The organism is Streptomyces sp. NPDC104226 (genome assembly GCF_055584085.1).
The window spans coordinates 373,506-390,410 of record NZ_JBVJMS010000010.1; the positions used below are offsets into that span (position 1 = coordinate 373,506).

A 16,905-nucleotide genomic window follows, 5' to 3' on the forward strand; every position below is an offset into this window, starting at 1 on the left:
AGCAAAAACGCCGACCAGAGAAAGGGGCAGAGAAAACGCTCCCCCTCTCCCCCCCCACCCCCCCCCCCCCCCACCACGGCCCCTCCCCTCCCCCTCATCCTGCTCAACCTGCGCGGGGCCTTCTCTTTCAGGCTTTTCCAGGGCCTCGCACCACACGCAGCAACGACACGAAAGCTCATCCCTGTCATGACAGAGAAGACCACCGGTGCCAGCTACGCAGCCGCGGGCGTGGACATCGACGCGGGAGACCGCGCCGTCGAGCTGATGAAGGAGTGGGTGAAGAAGACGCAGCGCCCCGAGGTCCTGGGCGGCCTGGGCGGCTTCGCCGGCCTCTTCGACGCCTCCGCCCTCAAGCGCTACGAGCGCCCCCTGCTCGCCTCCGCCACCGACGGCGTCGGCACCAAGGTGGACATCGCCCGCCGCATGGGCGTGTACGACACCATCGGCCACGACCTCGTCGCGATGGTCATGGACGACATCGTCGTGTGCGGCGCCGAGCCGCTCTTCATGACCGACTACATCTGCGTCGGCAAGGTCCACCCCGAGCGTGTCGCGGCCATCGTCAAGGGCATCGCCGAGGGCTGCGTCCTGGCCGGCTGCGCCCTGGTCGGCGGCGAGACCGCCGAGCACCCCGGCCTGCTGGGCCCGGAGGACTTCGACGTGGCGGGCGCCGGCACCGGCGTCGTCGAGTACGACCGCCTGCTGGGCGCGGACCGCATCCGTACGGGCGACGCCGTCATCGCGATGGCGTCCTCCGGTCTTCACTCGAACGGGTACTCGCTGGTCCGCCACGTCCTCTTCGACCGGGCCGGGATGTCCCTGGAGGGCCACGTCGAGGAGCTCGGCCGGACCCTCGGCGAGGAGCTGCTGGAGCCCACCAAGATCTACTCGCTGGACTGCATGGCCCTCACCCGGACGGCCGACGTGCACGCCTACTCCCACATCACGGGCGGCGGCCTCGCGGCCAACCTCGCCCGGGTGATCCCGGACCACCTGCACGCCACGGTCGACCGCTCGACCTGGACCCCGGGCGCGATCTTCGACCTGGTCGGCAAGGCCGGTCAGGTGGAGCGCCTGGAGCTGGAGAAGACCCTGAACATGGGCGTCGGCATGATGGCCGTGGTCCCGCAGGAGTCGGTGGACGTGGCCCTGACCGCCCTGGCCGACCGGGGCGTCGACGCCTGGGTCGCGGGCGAGATCCTCGACCGCGGCGACCACGCCGAGGGCGCGACGATGATCGGCGACTACGCGGGCTGACCGCTCGGGGGAGCCGGCCACCACCGGCTCCCACCTGCGCTCACCGCATGCGAGCTCACCGAATGTGCACACAGCACGGAAACCCGGCCCGGGGCGATGCCCTGGACCGGGTTTCCGTGCATGTGAAGCTGTGTGCCGCTGCTGAGGATCAGCGCACCGCGCGTTCGACGCCGATGGGCGCGTCAAGCACCGCGACGGTAGACGGACGGACCGGACTCTTCGTCCTCGTCGTCGTCATCGCTGTTGTAGCGCTCCGCGTACTTGGCGTACGGGTCGTCCTCGTCATCATCAAGCTCGTCATCGACGACCGGCTCGCTGACAGGCAGCGGTTCCGTGTGCGATGCGCCCAGCTCATTGGCCAGACGCGACAAGTCAGTCCCGCCGCTGCTGTACTTCAGCTGGCGGGCGACCTTCGTCTGCTTGGCCTTTGCCCGGCCGCGCCCCATGGCTCGACCCCCTCGGTGACGGGGCTCGACGGCCCCAGAGTCTGACACGCGTTCATGGTTCGGAGCGGGCTCTCCGTGGAGAGACCGTCCGTAGGGGTTTAACGGTACCTGCTTCCGCGGCCATACGGTACGCCGCCCGCATGACGCGCCCCGGTGCAGTACCAGCAAGGCGCCCCGTCCTCGCTGGTCAGCTGCGATTTTAGCCGTTTCCTGACGGGCGACCCGCCGAAGCGCAGTGAGTTCCGTCTCGCTGCGCCCCGGCCGGCCGCCCAGAAGCCCCGTTCAGGGCCCCTGCGTGCCGGGAGGGTCGGGAAGGTCAGGCGGTGCGCGCCGCGCTGCGGGCGTCCGCCATCCGCTGCTCGGCGATGCGGTCGGCGGCCGCGGCCGGCGGAATCCCGTCCGACTTCGCGCGTGCAAAGATCTCCAGCGTGGTGTCGAAGATCTTCGCGGCCTTGGCCTTGCACCGGTCGAAGTCGAAGCCGCGCAGCTCGTCGGCGACCTGGATGACCCCGCCCGCGTTGACCACGTAGTCCGGGGCGTAGAGGATCCCGCGGTCCGCGAGGTCCTTCTCGATGCCCGGGTGGGCGAGCTGGTTGTTCGCCGCGCCGCAGACGATCTTGGCGGTGAGCGCCGGTACGGAGTCGTCGTTCAGGGCCCCGCCGAGCGCGCAGGGGGCGTAGATGTCCAGGCCCTCCACGCGGATCAGCGCCTCGGTGTCGGCGACGGCGGTCACCTTGCCCGGGTGCTTGTCGAGGATCTTCTGCACGGACTCGGTGCGGACGTCCGTGATGACGACCTCGGCGCCGTCCTCCAGCAGGTGCTCGACCAGGTGGTGGCCGACCTTGCCGACGCCCGCGACACCGACCTTGCGGCCGCGCAGGGTCGGGTCGCCCCACAGGTGCTGGGCGCTGGCGCGCATGCCCTGGAAGACGCCGAAGGCGGTGAGGACGGAGGAGTCGCCGGCGCCGCCGTTCTCCGGGGAGCGGCCGGTCGCCCAGCGGGTCTCGCGGGCCACGACGTCCATGTCGGCCACGTAGGTGCCGACGTCGCAGGCGGTCACGTAGCGGCCGCCGAGGGACTCCACGAACCGGCCGTAGGCCAGCAGCAGTTCCTCGGACTTGAGGGCGTCGGGGTCGCCGATGATGACGGCCTTGCCGCCGCCCAGGTCGAGCCCGGCGAGCGCGTTCTTGTACGACATGCCGCGCGAGAGGTTCAGCGCGTCGAGGACGGCCTCCTCGTCCGAGGCGTACGCGTGGAACCGCGTACCGCCGAGGGCCGGGCCCAGGGCGGTGGAGTGGATCGCGATGACGGCCTTCAGGCCGGAGGCTCGGTCCTGGCACAGCACGACTTGCTCGTGGCCGCCCTGTTCGCTGCGGAACAGGGTGTGCAGGACGCCGTCGGTCATTTCGGTCACGGTGGTGACTCCCATGGAAGAGATGCGGCGGGAAAGACGCCCGCCCTGCGGGTGGGGGAGGGCGTGCTGGGAGCAGCGTAAGACCTCCGGGGTCCCGTGCTCCCCCCAGTCCGGAGATCGGGACGCCGGAGGGGTGAGAAGGGGCGGTGGGCGGTCCGCCGGAGTAGCGCCGGGCGGGGCGGGGGAGTACGAGAGCGTGAGCGAATCCCCCGATCCCCGGCTGCCGTCCGCCCGCTCGGCCCCGACCGTCCCGTACGCCTCCTACCTGCGCGTCTACGAACCCCTGACGGCGTTCCCGGAGCCCGAGCGCACCCACTGGGCCGACTACGCCCGGCGCGGGGCCACCCCGACCGCCCAGGACGAACTGCGCCGGTCGCTGGTGGACTTGGTCCGGGTGCCCGTGGTCGGCGTCCCGGTGCACGAGAGCGCGGACGCCTTCACCGCCGAGGTCGACGGGGTCCTGCTGGTCTGCCCCTGGCGGACGAGGCTGCGGGGCTGGCTAGCGCTCCAGGAGCTGCAGGCCGAGTTCCCGCTGCCGGTGCTCGACGCCGCCCTGCCCGCGGCCGTCCGCCGCCGCGCGACCGAGGAGTACGAGCTCTGGCGCGGGCGCAATCCCGATGCGCGGCCGTGGATCCGTACGGGGGTCTGGCAGGTGCCGCTGCGCTGGTTCGTGCTGGTGGCCGACGAGGAGCGGGAGTACGTGCCGGGCGAGGGGCTGCGCTACCGGACGCCGATGGTGCAGGCCCGGCGCCGGCTCGCGCGGGGACTGCGGACCCTGCGGGAGGCCGAGGGGTACGGGATGCTCGCCGAGGGGCTGGTGGAGGTCGGCAGCTGGCTGGAGGAGTTCCACCCCCGCTCGATGGTGGAGCTGGACTACGGCGGGCTGCTGCACGCCCTGCCGGCGGACCGGCTCGACGCGGACCACTCGGCGGCGGACCTGGCGGCGGGGCTCACGGCCCTGCGGGCCGGGGACCGGGACGGGGCGGCGCGCACGTACGGGGCCCTGGCGGAGCGGTGGCGGGCGGTCCGGGAGAGACTCTTCGCCAATTGAGAGGTGCGATTCCGTTTCTGGCCCGAGTGACCTGCGCGACCCCGGTAGCGACCCCGGCGCCGCTTGTCCATCGGCCGATCGGCCGACCACGGAAGAGAACGGCCAGCTCAAGGCCGTGATGCCCTCTTTTGGGTCTTTGTTCCGGGACCTACGTCCCGATACGGGCCATTGGCCCAAGCGTGACGGACCGCACTATCTACACCCTTGCGCCCTTCCCCTACCCTCGTGCCAAAATAGGACAAGGAGTCCGGGGAGGGTTCCTTCCGTCCAACTAAGGGCGGAATGCTCGGTATTGCACTCTACGGGGGGTCTGACGACTCCTGATCGCTCTGTGACTGATCGTCACAGTGGGGTGACTGTCCGTTATGGGACGGTCCATCGGCTTCCGCCGCTGATGAACACCTCGGAGGGCAATTCCATCGGTTTGGCCGTCGAGGCTGGACAGATGGTGTAGTTGTAGTGCCGAGGACAAGCCGTTCGTCCTATAACCGACTCGGCCCGCGTATGTCCATTTCGGGCACCGCGGGCCAAGGTGCAGAATTTAGAGGAAAGAACCGAGATGGTTCGGTTCTCCCGAGGAGGCCGCTCATGACCGCTCGCACCCCTGATGCCGAGCCGCTGCTGACCCCGGCTGAGGTTGCCACGATGTTCCGCGTGGACCCGAAGACGGTCACCCGTTGGGCCAAGGCTGGCAAGCTCACGTCCATCCGCACCCTGGGTGGACACCGCCGCTACCGCGAGGCTGAGGTCCGCGCACTGCTTGCGGGAATTCCGCAGCAGCGCAGCGAGGCCTGAGGTTACGCAGCACCACTTATTGCCGGGTGTTTATCGGGTCCCCCAATCCGATGATCCCCACAGAGCTTCAAACGGCCGGACCTGCCCCAACAGGTTCATCAGTCGTTCGATCGCGCTGGACTCCGCCGGGTCCAGCGCGATCTTTTTTATGCCCTGGTCAGGGCGTTATCGAGCGGATGTGCGGAGGCGGCCGGGGTGGGTGCAATGGCACATATAAAATCGAGCGGGCGTAGGGGTGCCATAAAAGCGTGCGTCTCAAAAACACATGGGGTGACTCCCGTCACAGATGATCACTCTTGTGGATCAGGCAATGCACCCCGTAAAGGGACGTGTCGCACAGGGCGCATCCCCCGGACGGGCGATTTGTCGGGAGCGACGGCGCGGTGCGGCCGGAGGCGGGGCGGCCCGGGGTGGTCCGGAGCGGTCCGAGGTGGCCCGCGTCTCCCCGTAGGCCCCGCACGGGGCTCCAGACGGCCCCCAGCGGGCCGTTGGGGGGTCGCGGAGCGACTGGTGGGGCTTCGGGGCGCTGCCGGGCCCGATCGGGCTCGTGGGGCGGTCTGGTGGGCCGTTCGGTCCAACGGCTCCGTACGGCGGTCAGTGCGCCGCCCCCCACGCCGCCCGATGCTTGCCCGTGCCGCCCCGGAAACGCGTCAGGGCCCGCATCCAGAAGATGCGGGCCCTGACGATCTTGCGAACCTGACGGGACTTGAACCCGCGACCTCCACCTTGACAGGGTGGCGAGCTAACCAACTGCTCCACAGGTCCTTGATTTGCGGCCGCTGGGCGGCTGCGAATCAGACTGTACCGCAGCTCAGGGGGTGCAGTCGAACCCGATCACCGACCGGGCCCCGGGGCGGCCGCGTCCACCGCCTTCACGATGCGCTTGTCGGAGATCGGATACGCGGTTCCGAGGGCGTGCGCGAAGTAGCTGACCCGCAGTTCCTCGATCATCCAGCGGATCTCGGTGACCTCCGCCGGGACCGGCCTGCCCTGGGGCAACTGCTCCAGCAGCCACAGGTATTCGTCCCGCATCTCGTGGACCTTCTCCATGCGCGTGGTGTCGCGCTGGACGCCCGTGGGCATCTGCTGGAGCCGCCGGTCGACGGCCACCAGGTAGCGCATCAGGTCCGGCAGCCGGCGCAGTCCGGTCAGCGTGACGAAGCCGGCGGGCATGAGGGCCGCGAGCTGTGTCCTGGCGTCCTGGACGTTGGCCACCAGGGCGAGGCTGCCCGTGGTCTTCAGGCGGCGTTCGCAGGCCTGCCAGGCGGCCAGCACCTGCTGCACCTGCGTGATCGTCCGTACGGTCGTGTCCACCAGGTCGGTCCGCACGGCCTCGTAGAGCCTGCGGAAGCCCGCCTCGTCCCACGCCGGTCCGCCGTGCTTCGCGATCAGGTGGTCGGCCGCCGCGGTCGCGCAGTCGTCGAACAGCGCCTGGATGGAGCCGTGCGGATTGCGTGACAGCGCCAGCTTCTGCTGGTTGCTCAGGTGGTCCGAGGCGAACTTCGCCGGGTTCACCGTGATGTTCAGCAGGATGAGGCGCCGGGTGCCGAGCCGCATGGCCTGCTGCTGCTCGGCCTCCGTGTCGAAGAGGCGTACGGAGACGCTCGTACCGGCGTCCACGAGCGCCGGGTACGCCTTCACCGGCTGGCCGGCCCGGCGGGTCTCGAAGACCTTGGTCAGCGTGCCGATGGTCCAGTCCGTCAGCCCGGTCTTCTCCACCGACTCCCCGCCCTCGCGCTCGGCGGTGGCCGCGGCGGCCTTCGAGAGCGCCTGGCGGGCCTTGGGCTTGAGCCGGAGCCGCAGGGCCTCCAGGTCCTTGGCCTCGGCGAGGTTCTTGCGGCGCTCGTCGACGATCCGGAAGGTGATCTTCAGGTGGTCGGGGATGCGGGTCAGGTCGAAGTCCTCGGCGCTGACCGGGACCCCGACCATCCGCTGGAGCTCCCGGGCCAGCGTCACGTGCAGGGGCTCCTGCAGCGGGTGCGAGGTGGCCAGGAAGCGGGTCGCGTAGTTCGGCGCGGGCACGTAGTGCCGGCGGATCGGCTTCGGGAGGGACCGGATCAGCTCCGTGACCACCTCCTCGCGCAGACCCGGGATCTGCCAGTCGAAGCCCTCGTCCGTGACCTGGTTCAGCACCTGGAGCGGGATGTGGACGGTCACGCCGTCCGCGTCCGCACCCGGCTCGAACTGGTAGGTCACCCGGAACTTCAGCCGGCCCTGCATCCAGGAGTCCGGATAGTCGGCCTTGGTGACCCCGGCCGCCTTCTCCGTCAGGAGCATCTCGCGCTCGAAGTCGAGCAGCTCGGGCTCGTCGCGCTTCTTGTGCTTCCACCAGGAGTCGAAGTGCGCCCCGGAGACCACGTGTTCGGGGATCCGCTGGTCGTAGAAGTCGAAGAGCGTCTCGTCGTCGACCACGATGTCGCGGCGCCGGGCCCGGTTCTCCAGCTCCTCCACCTCGGTGAGGAGCTTGCGGTTGTCGGCGTAGAACTTGTGGTGGGTCCGCCAGTCGCCCTCGACCAGGGCGTTGCGAATGAACAGGTCGCGCGAGACCTCGGCGTCGATCCGGCCGTAGTTGATCTTGCGCTGCGCGACGATCGGCACGCCGTACAGCGTGACCTTCTCGAACGCCATCACGGCCGCCTGGTCCTTCTCCCAGTGCGGCTCGCTGTACGTGCGCTTGATCAGGTGCTGGGCGAGCGGCTCCACCCACTCCGGCTCGACCTTGGCGTTCACCCGGGCCCACAGCCTGGAGGTTTCCACCAGCTCGGCCGACATCAGGAACTTGGGCTGCTTCTTGAACAGCGAGGAGCCCGGGAAGATCGCGAACTTGGCGGACCGGGCCCCCAGGTACTCGTTCTTGTCGGTGTCCTTCAGGCCGATGTGCGACAGCAGGCCGGCCAGCAGCGAGATGTGCACGCTCGTCTCGGGGGCGTCGGCCTCGTTGACGTGGATCCCCATGGACTTGGCGACCGTACGCAGTTGCGAATAGATGTCCTGCCATTCGCGGATCCGCAGGAAGTTCAGGTACTCCTGCTTGCACATCCGGCGGAAGGAGGACGAGCCGCGCTCCTTCTGCTGCTCCCGGATGTAGCGCCACATGAGCAGGAACGAGAGGAAGTCGCTCGTCTCGTCCTTGAACCGGGCGTGGTTCTGGTCCGCCTGGGTCTGCTTGTCCGAGGGCCGCTCGCGCGGGTCCTGGATCGACAGGGCCGCCGCGATGACCATGACCTCGCGGACGCAGTTGTTCTTGTCCGCCTCCACCACCATGCGCGCGAGGCGCGGGTCCACGGGGAGCTGGGAGAGCTGGCGGCCCATCGGGGTGAGCCGCTTCTTGTGGTCTTTCTCGTGCGGATCGAGTGCGCCGAGCTCCTGGAGCAGCTGCACGCCGTCGCGGATGTTGCGGTGGTCCGGCGGGTCGATGAAGGGGAACTTCTCGATCTCGCCGAGGCCGGCCGCGGTCATCTGGAGGATGACGGAGGCGAGGTTGGTGCGCAGGATCTCGGCGTCCGTGAACTCCGGGCGGGTGAGGAAGTCGTCCTCGGAGTAGAGGCGGATGCAGATGCCGTCGCTGGTACGGCCGCAGCGGCCCTTGCGCTGGTTGGCGCTGGCCTGCGAGATCCGCTCGATGGGCAGCCGCTGGACCTTGGTGCGGTGGCTGTAGCGGGAGATGCGGGCGGTGCCCGGGTCGATCACGTACTTGATGCCGGGGACGGTCAGGGAGGTCTCGGCGACGTTGGTCGCGAGGACGATCCGGCGGCCCGTGTGCTGCTGGAAGACCCGGTGCTGCTCGGCGTGCGAGAGGCGCGCGTAGAGGGGGAGGACCTCGGTGAAGCGCAGCTTGCGCTTCTCCAGCGCGTCCGCGGTGTCGCGGATCTCGCGCTCGCCGGAGAGGAAGACGAGGATGTCGCCCGGCCCTTCCGACTGGAGCTCGTCGACGGCCTCGCAGATCGCGGTGATCTGGTCGCGGTCGGAGTCCTCGGATTCTTCCTCCAGGAGGGGCCGGTAACGGACCTCCACCGGATAGGTCCGGCCGCTGACCTCGACGATCGGGGCCTCGCCGAAGTGCCGGGAGAAGCGCTCCGGGTCGATGGTCGCCGAGGTGATGATCACCTTGAGGTCGGGGCGCTTGGGCAGCAGCGTGGCGAGGTAGCCGAGCAGGAAGTCGATGTTCAGCGACCGCTCGTGGGCCTCGTCGATGATGATCGTGTCGTACGCGCGCAGCTCGCGGTCCGTCTGGATCTCGGCGAGCAGGATGCCGTCCGTCATCAGCTTCACGAAGGTCGCGTCCTGGTCCACCTGGTCGGTGAACCGGACCTTCCAGCCGACGGTCTGGCCGATCTCGGACTTCAGCTCCTCCGCGATGCGCTCCGCGACCGTGCGGGCCGCGATCCGGCGGGGCTGGGTGTGCCCGATCATGCCGCGGACCCCGCGCCCCAGCTCCATGCAGATCTTGGGGATCTGCGTGGTCTTTCCGGAGCCGGTCTCGCCCGCGACGATCACGACCTGGTGGTCGCGTATCGCCTCGGCGATCTCGTCCTTCTTCTGGCTGACGGGCAGGTTCTCGGGATACGTGACCTCGGGCATCCGCGAGGCACGGCCGGCCAGTCGCGCGGCGGCCTTTTCGGCCTCCGCGGCGATCTCGTCGAGCACGGCCTGCTTGGCCTCGGGCTTGCGGATGCGGCGGGCGCCTTCGAGGCGGCGGCCGAGGCGGTGCGCGTCACGGAGGGAGATCTCACCGAGAAGCGTCTGCAGGGCGGCGAAGGAAGTAGACATACCTGGTCGAGGATCTCACCCGTAGGTGCCGGGTGGCGAACGCATTTGTGGGGCTGACCCGTACCATTTCGGGACGAGTCCCCCGAGCGTTACCCCGACGTGTCCCCAGCGACACCCCGACCACCTCCCAGCGAGAGGCCGCCCACGATGTCCCGCAGCCACCGCCTCCGGTGCGTGTTCGCGGTACTCCTGGGCTGGGCCCTCCTGGCCGGAACCTTCCAGGTGGCGGCCCCGGCGACAGCCCGGGCGGCGGCGGTGACGGGGGTGCCGACGGTCCCCGCGCTCCCGGCCGGCGCGTCCCTCGTGGCGGTCCCGTCCGGCGTGGCGGCCCCCGCCGCCCCGGCAGAGCCGGGCTCCTCTTCCGCCGCGGCCTTCGCCGCTCCGGCCGGGCCCGCCTGCGCTCCGGAGTTCCCAGGCCGGGACGGCGCACCCGCCCTGCCGGCGCGGGCCGGGTCCGACCACGCGCAGCCTCAGGCCCCGCCCGCGGGGCCCGCGCCCGAGGCGGCGCTCCCGGCGCGGGCGATACCCGTACGGGTCCTCGTACGCGGGCCGGGTCAGCCGGCGCCGTCCCTGCTGGAGCTGTCCGTGATGCGGGTCTAGGAGGACCGGCCGCATCGGCCGCCCGGTCCGCCCCTTCCGCCCGCACAGCTCTGGAGCACCCGCATGCCCGCTTCTCCCTCCCGGTCCTCTTCTTCCCGTTCTTCCCGTTCCTCCCGCAAGCCCCTGCTGATCTCCGCCGGGGTCGCCCTCGCCGCCGTCACCCTCGGGCTGGTCTCCTGGCAGGCCACCAAGCCGGAGGACGGCAGCGGGAGCGGCTCCCGGTCGTCCGCGGCCTCCTCCCCGGAAACCCCGGAGGCCGGATCCGCCAAGGATCCCGCCGCGCAGCTCAAGGCCCTGGCCCGCCGGGAGGCCGGCGACAAGCTCGCCGCGGGCCGGGCCGACGCGCCCGTCGTGCTGATCGAGTACTCCGACTTCAAATGCGGCTACTGCGGAAAGTTCGCCCGCGACACCGAGCCCGAGCTCGTGAAGAAGTACGTGGAGGACGGCACCCTGCGCATCGAGTGGCGCAACTTCCCGATCTTCGGCGCCGAATCCGAGGCCGCCGCCAAGGCCGCCTGGGCGGCGGGGCAGCAGGACCGCTTCGCGCAGTTCCACGCAGCCGCGTACGCCGAGGGTGCCAAGGAGAAGGGCTTCGGAGCGGAGCGGCTGACCGAACTGGCGCGGGAGGCCGGGGTCCCGGACCTGGAGCGCTTCGAGAAGGACAGGACGGGGGAGCAGGCCACGGCCGCCCTGGCGAAGGACCAGGAGGAGGGCTACCGCATCGGCGTGACCTCCACCCCGTCCTTCCTGATCAACGGGCAGCCCATCGCGGGAGCCCAGCCCCCGGCGGCCTTCGACGCCGCCATCGCGAAGGCCAAGGCACAGGCGCAGGCGGCCGCGAAGTGACCGACGCCGGATACCTGGCCGCCCTGCTCGGCGGCCTCCTCGCGCTGCTCAGCCCGTGCAGCGCGCTGCTCCTGCCCGCCTTCTTCGCGTACTCCATCGACTCCGCCTCCAGGCTGCTGGCGCGCACCGGGATCTTCTACGCGGGCCTCGCGAGCACCCTCGTACCGCTGGGGGCCGCGGGCTCGTACGCCGGACGGTTCTTCCACGGCCACCGCGAGGGCCTCGTGCTGGCCGGCGGCTGGCTGATCATCGGGCTCGGCCTCGCCCAGATCCTGGGCCTGGGCTTCGCCTCGAAGCGGCTCTCGGAGCTGTCGGGGAGGATCCGGCCGACCACCGCCCTGTCGGTGTACGCGCTGGGCGCCGTCTACGGGCTGGCCGGCTTCTGCGCCGGGCCCATCCTCGGCAGCATCCTGACGGTGGCGGCGGTCAGCGGCAGCCCGGTCTACGGAGGCCTGCTGCTGGCGGTGTACGCCCTGGGCATGGCCGTGCCGCTGTTCGTCCTGGCCCTGCTCTGGGAGCGCTTCGACCTGGGCCGCCGGCGCTGGCTGCGCGGCCGCGCCTTCTCGGTCGGCCGCTTCGAACTGCACACGACCTCGCTGGCCTCGGGCCTGTTCTTCGTGCTGCTCGGCACGCTGTTCCTGGCCTACGACGGGGCGAGCGCCCTGCCGGGGCTGCTGGACGTGGACGATTCCTTCGCGGTGGAGCAGCGCGTCCAGGCGGTCGCGGACGCGGTCCCGGACTGGGCGCTGCTCGGGCTGGTGGCCGTGGCGGCGGCGGGCGCGGGCCTGGTGCAGTGGCGCCGGCGGTCCAGGGCGGCGGAATGACGAAGAAGGCCCCGTCCGATGGACGGGGCCTTCTCGTATTCACTGGTGGCTGGGGCCGGGGTCGAACCGGCGACCTATCGCTTTTCAGGCGATCGCTCGTACCAACTGAGCTACCCAGCCACGAAACCGTTTCCGGCTTCAGCGAACCTGACGGGACTTGAACCCGCGACCTCCACCTTGACAGGGTGGCGAGCTAACCAACTGCTCCACAGGTCCTTGCAATGTGCGAGCACAAGTCTCGCACACGGTAATGCGTACCCCCAACGGGATTCGAACCCGTGCTACCGCCTTGAAAGGGCGGCGTCCTGGGCCACTAGACGATGAGGGCTAAAGGCCCGCCGGGCACTTTCCAGCGCGTCGGGGACGTGAGAAGCATATGGGATCCCGGCGGCGATCGCCAAAACGGTTTCCGCGGGCGGGTCAGCAGCGGGTCAGCAGCGGGTCGGCAGCGGGTCGGAGGAGACCCGGGAGGTCAGCCCCAGCCGAGCTCGTGGAGCCGCTCGTCGTCGATGCCGAAGTGGTGGGCGATCTCGTGGACCACCGTCACGGCGACCTCGTGGACCACCTCGTCCGTGCTCTCGCACATCCGCAGGGTCGGCCCCATGTAGATCGAGATCCGGTCGGGCAGGACCCCGGCGTACCACTCCCCGCGCTCCGTGAGCGGGGTCCCTTCGTAGAGGCCGAGGAGTTCCGGGTCGTCGGAGGCGGGCTCGTCCTCCACGAAGACGGCCACGTTGTCCATGACCCGGGTCAGCTCCTCGGGGATCGAGTCCAGCGCTTCGGCCACCAGCTCTTCGAACGCGTCACGCGTCATCTCCAGCACGGGGTCATTCTCCCGTGCCGCGCTCCGATTGCGGCTGCTCGTTTCCGGCGGGCCGGGACCCGGCGCGCGAGAATGACCCGGTGGCGACCTGTGAACCCGTGGCGACCTGTGAAGCGGAGTGCGGATGACCCGGCCGGCGGAAGGGGCCGAGGCCATCGACCCGGACGTCGACCTGCACGTACCGGCGCAGCGCGCCGAACCCCGGCGCCTGGTGCTCGCGGCCGTGGCGGCGGGCGGCGCCGCGGGCGCCGCGGCGCGGTACGGGGTCGGGCTGCTGTGGCCGGCCGCGCCCGGGGCCTTCCCGTGGGGCACCTTCTGGATCAACGTGTCGGGCTGCGCGCTCATCGGCGTGCTCATGGTGCTGATCAGCGAGGGCGGCCGGTCGGCGCATCCCCTCGTACGGCCCTTCCTCGGGGTCGGGGTGCTCGGCGGGTTCACCACCTTCTCCACCTACGCCGTGGACTTCGCGCGGCTCCTCGACGCCGGTGAGGCCGCTACCGCGCTGGCGTACGCCGGGCTCACGGTGGCCGCGGCGCTGACCGCGGTGTGGGCGGCGGCCGTGGTCACCCGGCGCGCGGTCGGCGACGGCCGGGGGCGGGGATCGGGACAGGGGGCGGGGCGGGGATGAACTGGCTGATCGTCATGGTGGGCGCGGCCGTAGGAGCGCCCCTGCGGTACCTGACCGACCGCGCGGTGCAGGCGCGGCACGACTCGGTGTTCCCCTGGGGCACCTTCGTGGTGAACGCGGCCGCCTCCCTGGTGCTGGGGGCGCTGACCGGGGCGGTGCTGGACGGGGCCGCCTCCTCGCGGCTGAACCTGCTGCTCGGGACCGGGCTGTGCGGGGCGCTGAGCACCTACTCGACGTTCTCCTACGAGACGCTGCGCCTGGCCGAGCGGGGCTGGAAGTTCCTGGCGGCGGCGAACGTGGCGGCTTCGGTGCTGGTCGGGCTGGGCGGGGTCACGCTCGGCCACCAGGTGGCGGTACACCTGTTCGACTGACGGTGGCTCCGCCCGCCTCCCCCAAGGCCTGTTGGGGCGTGTCCCGAACGGGGCAGAGGGAGTTGGGCACATCGACCCGCTCATCGCGGACCCTTGCCAGCGTTCCGGAGGTGCCCCCGTGCGCCAGTTGTCCGTTTCTCTTGGTTCCCTCGGCTTCCTCGGTTCCCCCGGTTCACCCCGATCTCCCCGGCCCTCGCGGTCCTCCCGCTCGCTCCGCCTCGCCGTCGCCGCGCTCGCGGTGGCCGCGACGGCCGGATGCATGAGCGTCGGGGAGGACGCCGCGCAGCCCGGGCCCTCCGCGTCGGCGGGCGTCCAGGGCGGCAAGTCCGGCGGGGGCGCCTCGTCCGGGAAGGGCGCCGGGGGCCAGGGCGGCGGCCACGGCTCGAAGGGCGGTACGGGGAACCAGGACGGCAAGGCCGGGGGGCCCGGGACCACCTCCGGCGCGGCCGGGGCCTCCCCCAGCCCCGGGGCCCCGGCCGGCCCGCCCGGGGCGCCCTCGCCGTCGGCCGGTCCGGGTGGTGGAGCGGGCGGCCAGGGCCCCCAGCAGCCCCCGACGGGCGGTTCCGGCTCCGCGTCGGGCTCTGGCGGAGGCAGCGCCTCCGGAGGCGGCCAGCCCGCCTCCCCGAGCCAGGAACCGCCGGCCTCCCCGCCGCCGGTCACCCCTCCGCCCGTGACGGAGCCCACACCGACCCCGGAGCCCCCGAAGCCGGAGCCGACGGGTGAGCCGGGCGGGCAGCCGTAGGCCCGAAACCGGTGCGGCCGCGGTGCGATCCGCCTGCCAGGGTCTGGCGGGCGGATGGTTTTTCCGCAGGTCAGAGCCTTCTTTGGGGGAGTGACTTGCCAGACCCCGGGGAGGGTGCGTATGGTTATAGATCGTTTGATCCCATTGCCCGGCGCCGAATCCGAAGAGCGCCGTGTGGCGCGTACTCTCCCCAGCCGTGGCTGACCGCATTGAGGCGGTCGATTTGCGAATTCACGGAGTTTGGGCGCGTGCCGAGACTCCGGAAGGTTTCGCATTTCGCATGTCCATTTCCAGTTCTGACCGCTCCGTCATGCCCGAGAACGACTCCACCGAGATCGTCGACGCCGAGACCCTCGCGGTCACCGAGGCCATCGAGGCCGTAGTCGCCGACGAGATCATCGAGGCCCTCGAGGCCGACGTGGCGAACCACGAGTCCGACGCCTCCTTCGAGGACTCCGCCGACGACTTCCGCGACGACGAGGCCGCGGCCGACGACGCCGAGCCCACCGTGACCTTCGGCGACCTCGGTCTGCCGGACGGCATCGTGCGCAAGCTCGCGCAGAACGGTGTCACCGCCCCGTTCCCGATCCAGGCCGCGACCATCCCGGACGCCCTGGCCGGCAAGGACATCCTCGGCCGTGGCCGCACCGGCTCCGGCAAGACCCTCTCCTTCGGTCTGCCGACCCTGGCCCGCCTGGCCGGTGGCTTCACCGAGAAGAAGAAGCCCCGCGCGATCATCCTGACGCCGACGCGTGAGCTCGCGATGCAGGTCGCCGACGCTCTCCAGCCCTACGGCGACGTCCTCGGCCTCAAGATGAAGGTCGTCTGCGGCGGTACCTCCATGAGCAACCAGATCTTCGCTCTGGAGCGCGGTGTCGACGTCCTCGTCGCCACCCCGGGCCGTCTGCGCGACATCATCAACCGCGGCGCCTGCTCCCTGGCGAACGTCGAGGTCGCCGTCCTCGACGAGGCCGACCAGATGGCCGACCTGGGCTTCCTGCCCGAGGTCACCGAGCTGCTCGACCAGGTCCCGGCCGGCGGTCAGCGCATGCTCTTCTCCGCCACCATGGAGAACGAGATCGGCACCCTGGTCAAGCGCTACCTGACCGACCCCGTCACGCACGAGGTCGACAGCGCGCAGGGCAACGTCACGACCATGACGCACCACGTCCTCGTCGTGAAGCCGAAGGACAAGGCGCCGGTCACGGCCGCCATCGCCGCCCGCAAGGGCCGCACCATCATCTTCGTCCGCACCCAGCTGGGCGCCGACCGCATCGCCGAGCAGCTCATCGAGTCCGGCGTGAAGGCCGACGCGCTGCACGGCGGCATGACGCAGGGCGCCCGTACCCGCGTCCTCGCCGACTTCAAGGACGGCTACGTCAACGCGCTCGTCGCCACCGACGTCGCCGCCCGCGGCATCCACGTCGACGGCATCGACCTGGTCCTGAACGTGGACCCGGCCGGCGACCACAAGGACTACCTGCACCGCTCGGGCCGCACCGCCCGCGCCGGCAAGTCGGGCGTGGTCGTCTCCCTCGCCCTGCCGCACCAGCGCCGCCAGATCTTCCGCCTGATGGAGGACGCGGGCGTCGACGCCTCGCGCCACATCGTCCAGGGCGTCGGCGCCTTCGACCCCGAGGTCGCCGAGATCACCGGTGCCCGTTCGCTGACCCAGGTCCAGGCCGACTCCGCGAACAACGCCGCCAAGCAGGCCGAGCGCGAGGTCGCCGACCTCACCAAGCAGCTGGAGCGCCTCTCCCGCCGCGCCGTCGAGCTCCGCGAGGAGGCCGACCGCCTGGTCGCCCGCTCCGCGCGTGAGCGCGGCGAGGACGCCGAGGGCGTGGCTGCCGCCGTCGCCGAGGTCGCGGCACAGGCCGAGGCCGAGGTCGCGGCCGTCCTGGCCGAGCCCGTCGTGGAGGAGCGCCCCGCGTTCCAGAGCCGTGACGAGCGTGGCAACTACGAGCGCCGTGACAACCGTCGCGACGACCGCGGCGGCGACCGTGGCGGCTTCCGCCGTGACGACCGCGGCGACCGCGGTGGCTTCCGCTCGGGCGGCGACCGTCCCGCTGGTGGTGGCTTCCGTCGTGACGACCGCCCCTCGGGTGGTTTCAACCGTGACGACCGCGGTGGCGACCGTGGTGGCTTCCGCCGCGACGACCGTCCGTCCGGTGGTGACCGTGGTGGCTTCCGCCGTGACGACCGTCCCTCCGGCGGCTTCCGCTCGGGCGGCGACCGTCCGGCCGGTGGTGGCTTCCGTCGTGACGACCGCCCCTCGGGTGGTTTCAACCGTGACGACCGCGGTGGCGACCGTGGTGGCTTCCGCCGCGACGACCGTCCG

General features: G+C 71.0%; 14 protein-coding genes and 4 tRNA genes. 10 read left to right on the forward strand and 8 right to left on the reverse strand.

Features of this window, described 5'->3' with window-relative positions; translation table 11 throughout:
• Window positions 1–186: 186 nt before the first annotated feature.
• Window positions 187–1,257 (forward strand): phosphoribosylformylglycinamidine cyclo-ligase, encoded by a 1,071-nt coding sequence (gene purM / locus ACZ60J_RS30365; RefSeq protein WP_469686717.1) that lies wholly within the window; start codon window positions 187–189, stop codon window positions 1,255–1,257.
• Window positions 1,258–1,439: 182 nt separating this feature from the next.
• On the opposite strand, the gene ACZ60J_RS30370 is transcribed toward purM, so the two are convergent.
• Together ACZ60J_RS30370 and ACZ60J_RS30375 are read right to left on the reverse strand one after the other, a co-directional pair.
• On the reverse strand, window positions 1,440–1,703 hold the full coding sequence (locus ACZ60J_RS30370; RefSeq protein WP_385339434.1) for a DUF3073 domain-containing protein: 264 nt from the start codon (window positions 1,701–1,703) through the stop codon (window positions 1,440–1,442).
• Between the two features lie 316 nt (window positions 1,704–2,019).
• A complete protein-coding gene (locus ACZ60J_RS30375; RefSeq protein WP_469686719.1) occupies window positions 2,020–3,117 on the reverse strand; it encodes a Leu/Phe/Val dehydrogenase in 1,098 nt (365 codons plus the stop codon).
• Between the two features lie 196 nt (window positions 3,118–3,313).
• Between ACZ60J_RS30375 and ACZ60J_RS30380 the strand changes: the two genes are divergently transcribed.
• Together ACZ60J_RS30380 and bldC are read left to right on the forward strand one after the other, a co-directional pair.
• The gene (locus ACZ60J_RS30380) at window positions 3,314–4,168 is read left to right on the forward strand and encodes a DUF8083 family protein (protein ID WP_469686721.1); all 855 of its coding nucleotides are present in this window, start codon (window positions 3,314–3,316) and stop codon (window positions 4,166–4,168) included.
• Between the two features lie 588 nt (window positions 4,169–4,756).
• Window positions 4,757–4,963, forward strand: a complete 207-nt coding sequence (gene bldC, locus ACZ60J_RS30385; protein ID WP_003949541.1) for a developmental transcriptional regulator BldC — start codon at window positions 4,757–4,759, stop codon at window positions 4,961–4,963.
• Between the two features lie 691 nt (window positions 4,964–5,654).
• On the opposite strand, the gene ACZ60J_RS30390 is transcribed toward bldC, so the two are convergent.
• Together ACZ60J_RS30390 and hrpA are read right to left on the reverse strand one after the other, a co-directional pair.
• Window positions 5,655–5,728 (reverse strand) — tRNA-Asp (locus tag ACZ60J_RS30390).
• 69 nt (window positions 5,729–5,797) lie between these two features.
• Window positions 5,798–9,733, reverse strand: a complete 3,936-nt coding sequence (gene hrpA / locus ACZ60J_RS30395; protein WP_469686723.1) for an ATP-dependent RNA helicase HrpA — start codon at window positions 9,731–9,733, stop codon at window positions 5,798–5,800.
• A 174-nt stretch (window positions 9,734–9,907) separates the two neighbouring features.
• On the opposite strand from hrpA, the gene ACZ60J_RS30400 reads away from it, so the two are divergent.
• The 3 genes from ACZ60J_RS30400 to ACZ60J_RS30410 all read left to right on the forward strand — a co-directional run bounded on the left by ACZ60J_RS30400 (window position 9,908) and on the right by ACZ60J_RS30410 (window position 12,003).
• Window positions 9,908–10,333: a hypothetical protein gene (locus ACZ60J_RS30400; protein ID WP_469686725.1), complete on the forward strand. Its 426-nt coding sequence runs from the start codon at window positions 9,908–9,910 to the stop codon at window positions 10,331–10,333.
• 63 nt (window positions 10,334–10,396) lie between these two features.
• Window positions 10,397–11,179, forward strand: a complete 783-nt coding sequence (locus tag ACZ60J_RS30405) for a DsbA family protein (protein ID WP_469686726.1) — start codon at window positions 10,397–10,399, stop codon at window positions 11,177–11,179.
• Window positions 11,176–12,003: a cytochrome c biogenesis CcdA family protein gene (locus ACZ60J_RS30410; RefSeq protein ID WP_469686728.1), complete on the forward strand. Its 828-nt coding sequence runs from the start codon at window positions 11,176–11,178 to the stop codon at window positions 12,001–12,003. Before ACZ60J_RS30405 ends, ACZ60J_RS30410 begins: the two co-directional genes overlap by 4 nt.
• A gap of 43 nt (window positions 12,004–12,046) precedes the next feature.
• Here ACZ60J_RS30410 and ACZ60J_RS30415 read toward each other — a convergent pair.
• The 4 genes from ACZ60J_RS30415 to ACZ60J_RS30430 form a co-directional block, all read right to left on the reverse strand.
• A tRNA-Phe gene (locus ACZ60J_RS30415) sits at window positions 12,047–12,123 on the reverse strand.
• Between the two features lie 22 nt (window positions 12,124–12,145).
• Window positions 12,146–12,219: transfer RNA gene (locus ACZ60J_RS30420), tRNA-Asp, on the reverse strand.
• Between the two features lie 39 nt (window positions 12,220–12,258).
• A tRNA-Glu gene (locus tag ACZ60J_RS30425) sits at window positions 12,259–12,331 on the reverse strand.
• 144 nt (window positions 12,332–12,475) lie between these two features.
• Window positions 12,476–12,826 (reverse strand): metallopeptidase family protein, encoded by a 351-nt coding sequence (locus tag ACZ60J_RS30430; RefSeq protein ID WP_250751922.1) that lies wholly within the window; start codon window positions 12,824–12,826, stop codon window positions 12,476–12,478.
• A gap of 124 nt (window positions 12,827–12,950) precedes the next feature.
• Between ACZ60J_RS30430 and ACZ60J_RS30435 the strand changes: the two genes are divergently transcribed.
• The 4 genes from ACZ60J_RS30435 to ACZ60J_RS30450 all read left to right on the forward strand — a co-directional run.
• Window positions 12,951–13,454 carry a FluC/FEX family fluoride channel gene (locus tag ACZ60J_RS30435; protein WP_469686729.1) on the forward strand — a complete coding sequence of 168 codons (504 nt, stop codon included), beginning with the start codon at window positions 12,951–12,953 and terminating at the stop codon, window positions 13,452–13,454.
• Window positions 13,451–13,825 (forward strand): fluoride efflux transporter FluC, encoded by a 375-nt coding sequence (locus ACZ60J_RS30440; protein WP_469686731.1) that lies wholly within the window; start codon window positions 13,451–13,453, stop codon window positions 13,823–13,825. Before ACZ60J_RS30435 ends, ACZ60J_RS30440 begins: the two co-directional genes overlap by 4 nt.
• A 118-nt stretch (window positions 13,826–13,943) precedes the next feature.
• Window positions 13,944–14,567 (forward strand): hypothetical protein, encoded by a 624-nt coding sequence (locus ACZ60J_RS30445; protein WP_469686733.1) that lies wholly within the window; start codon window positions 13,944–13,946, stop codon window positions 14,565–14,567.
• Window positions 14,568–14,847: 280 nt separating this feature from the next.
• Window positions 14,848–16,905: DEAD/DEAH box helicase (locus ACZ60J_RS30450; RefSeq protein ID WP_469686734.1), on the forward strand; the 2,058-nt coding region annotated here is incomplete at its 3' end.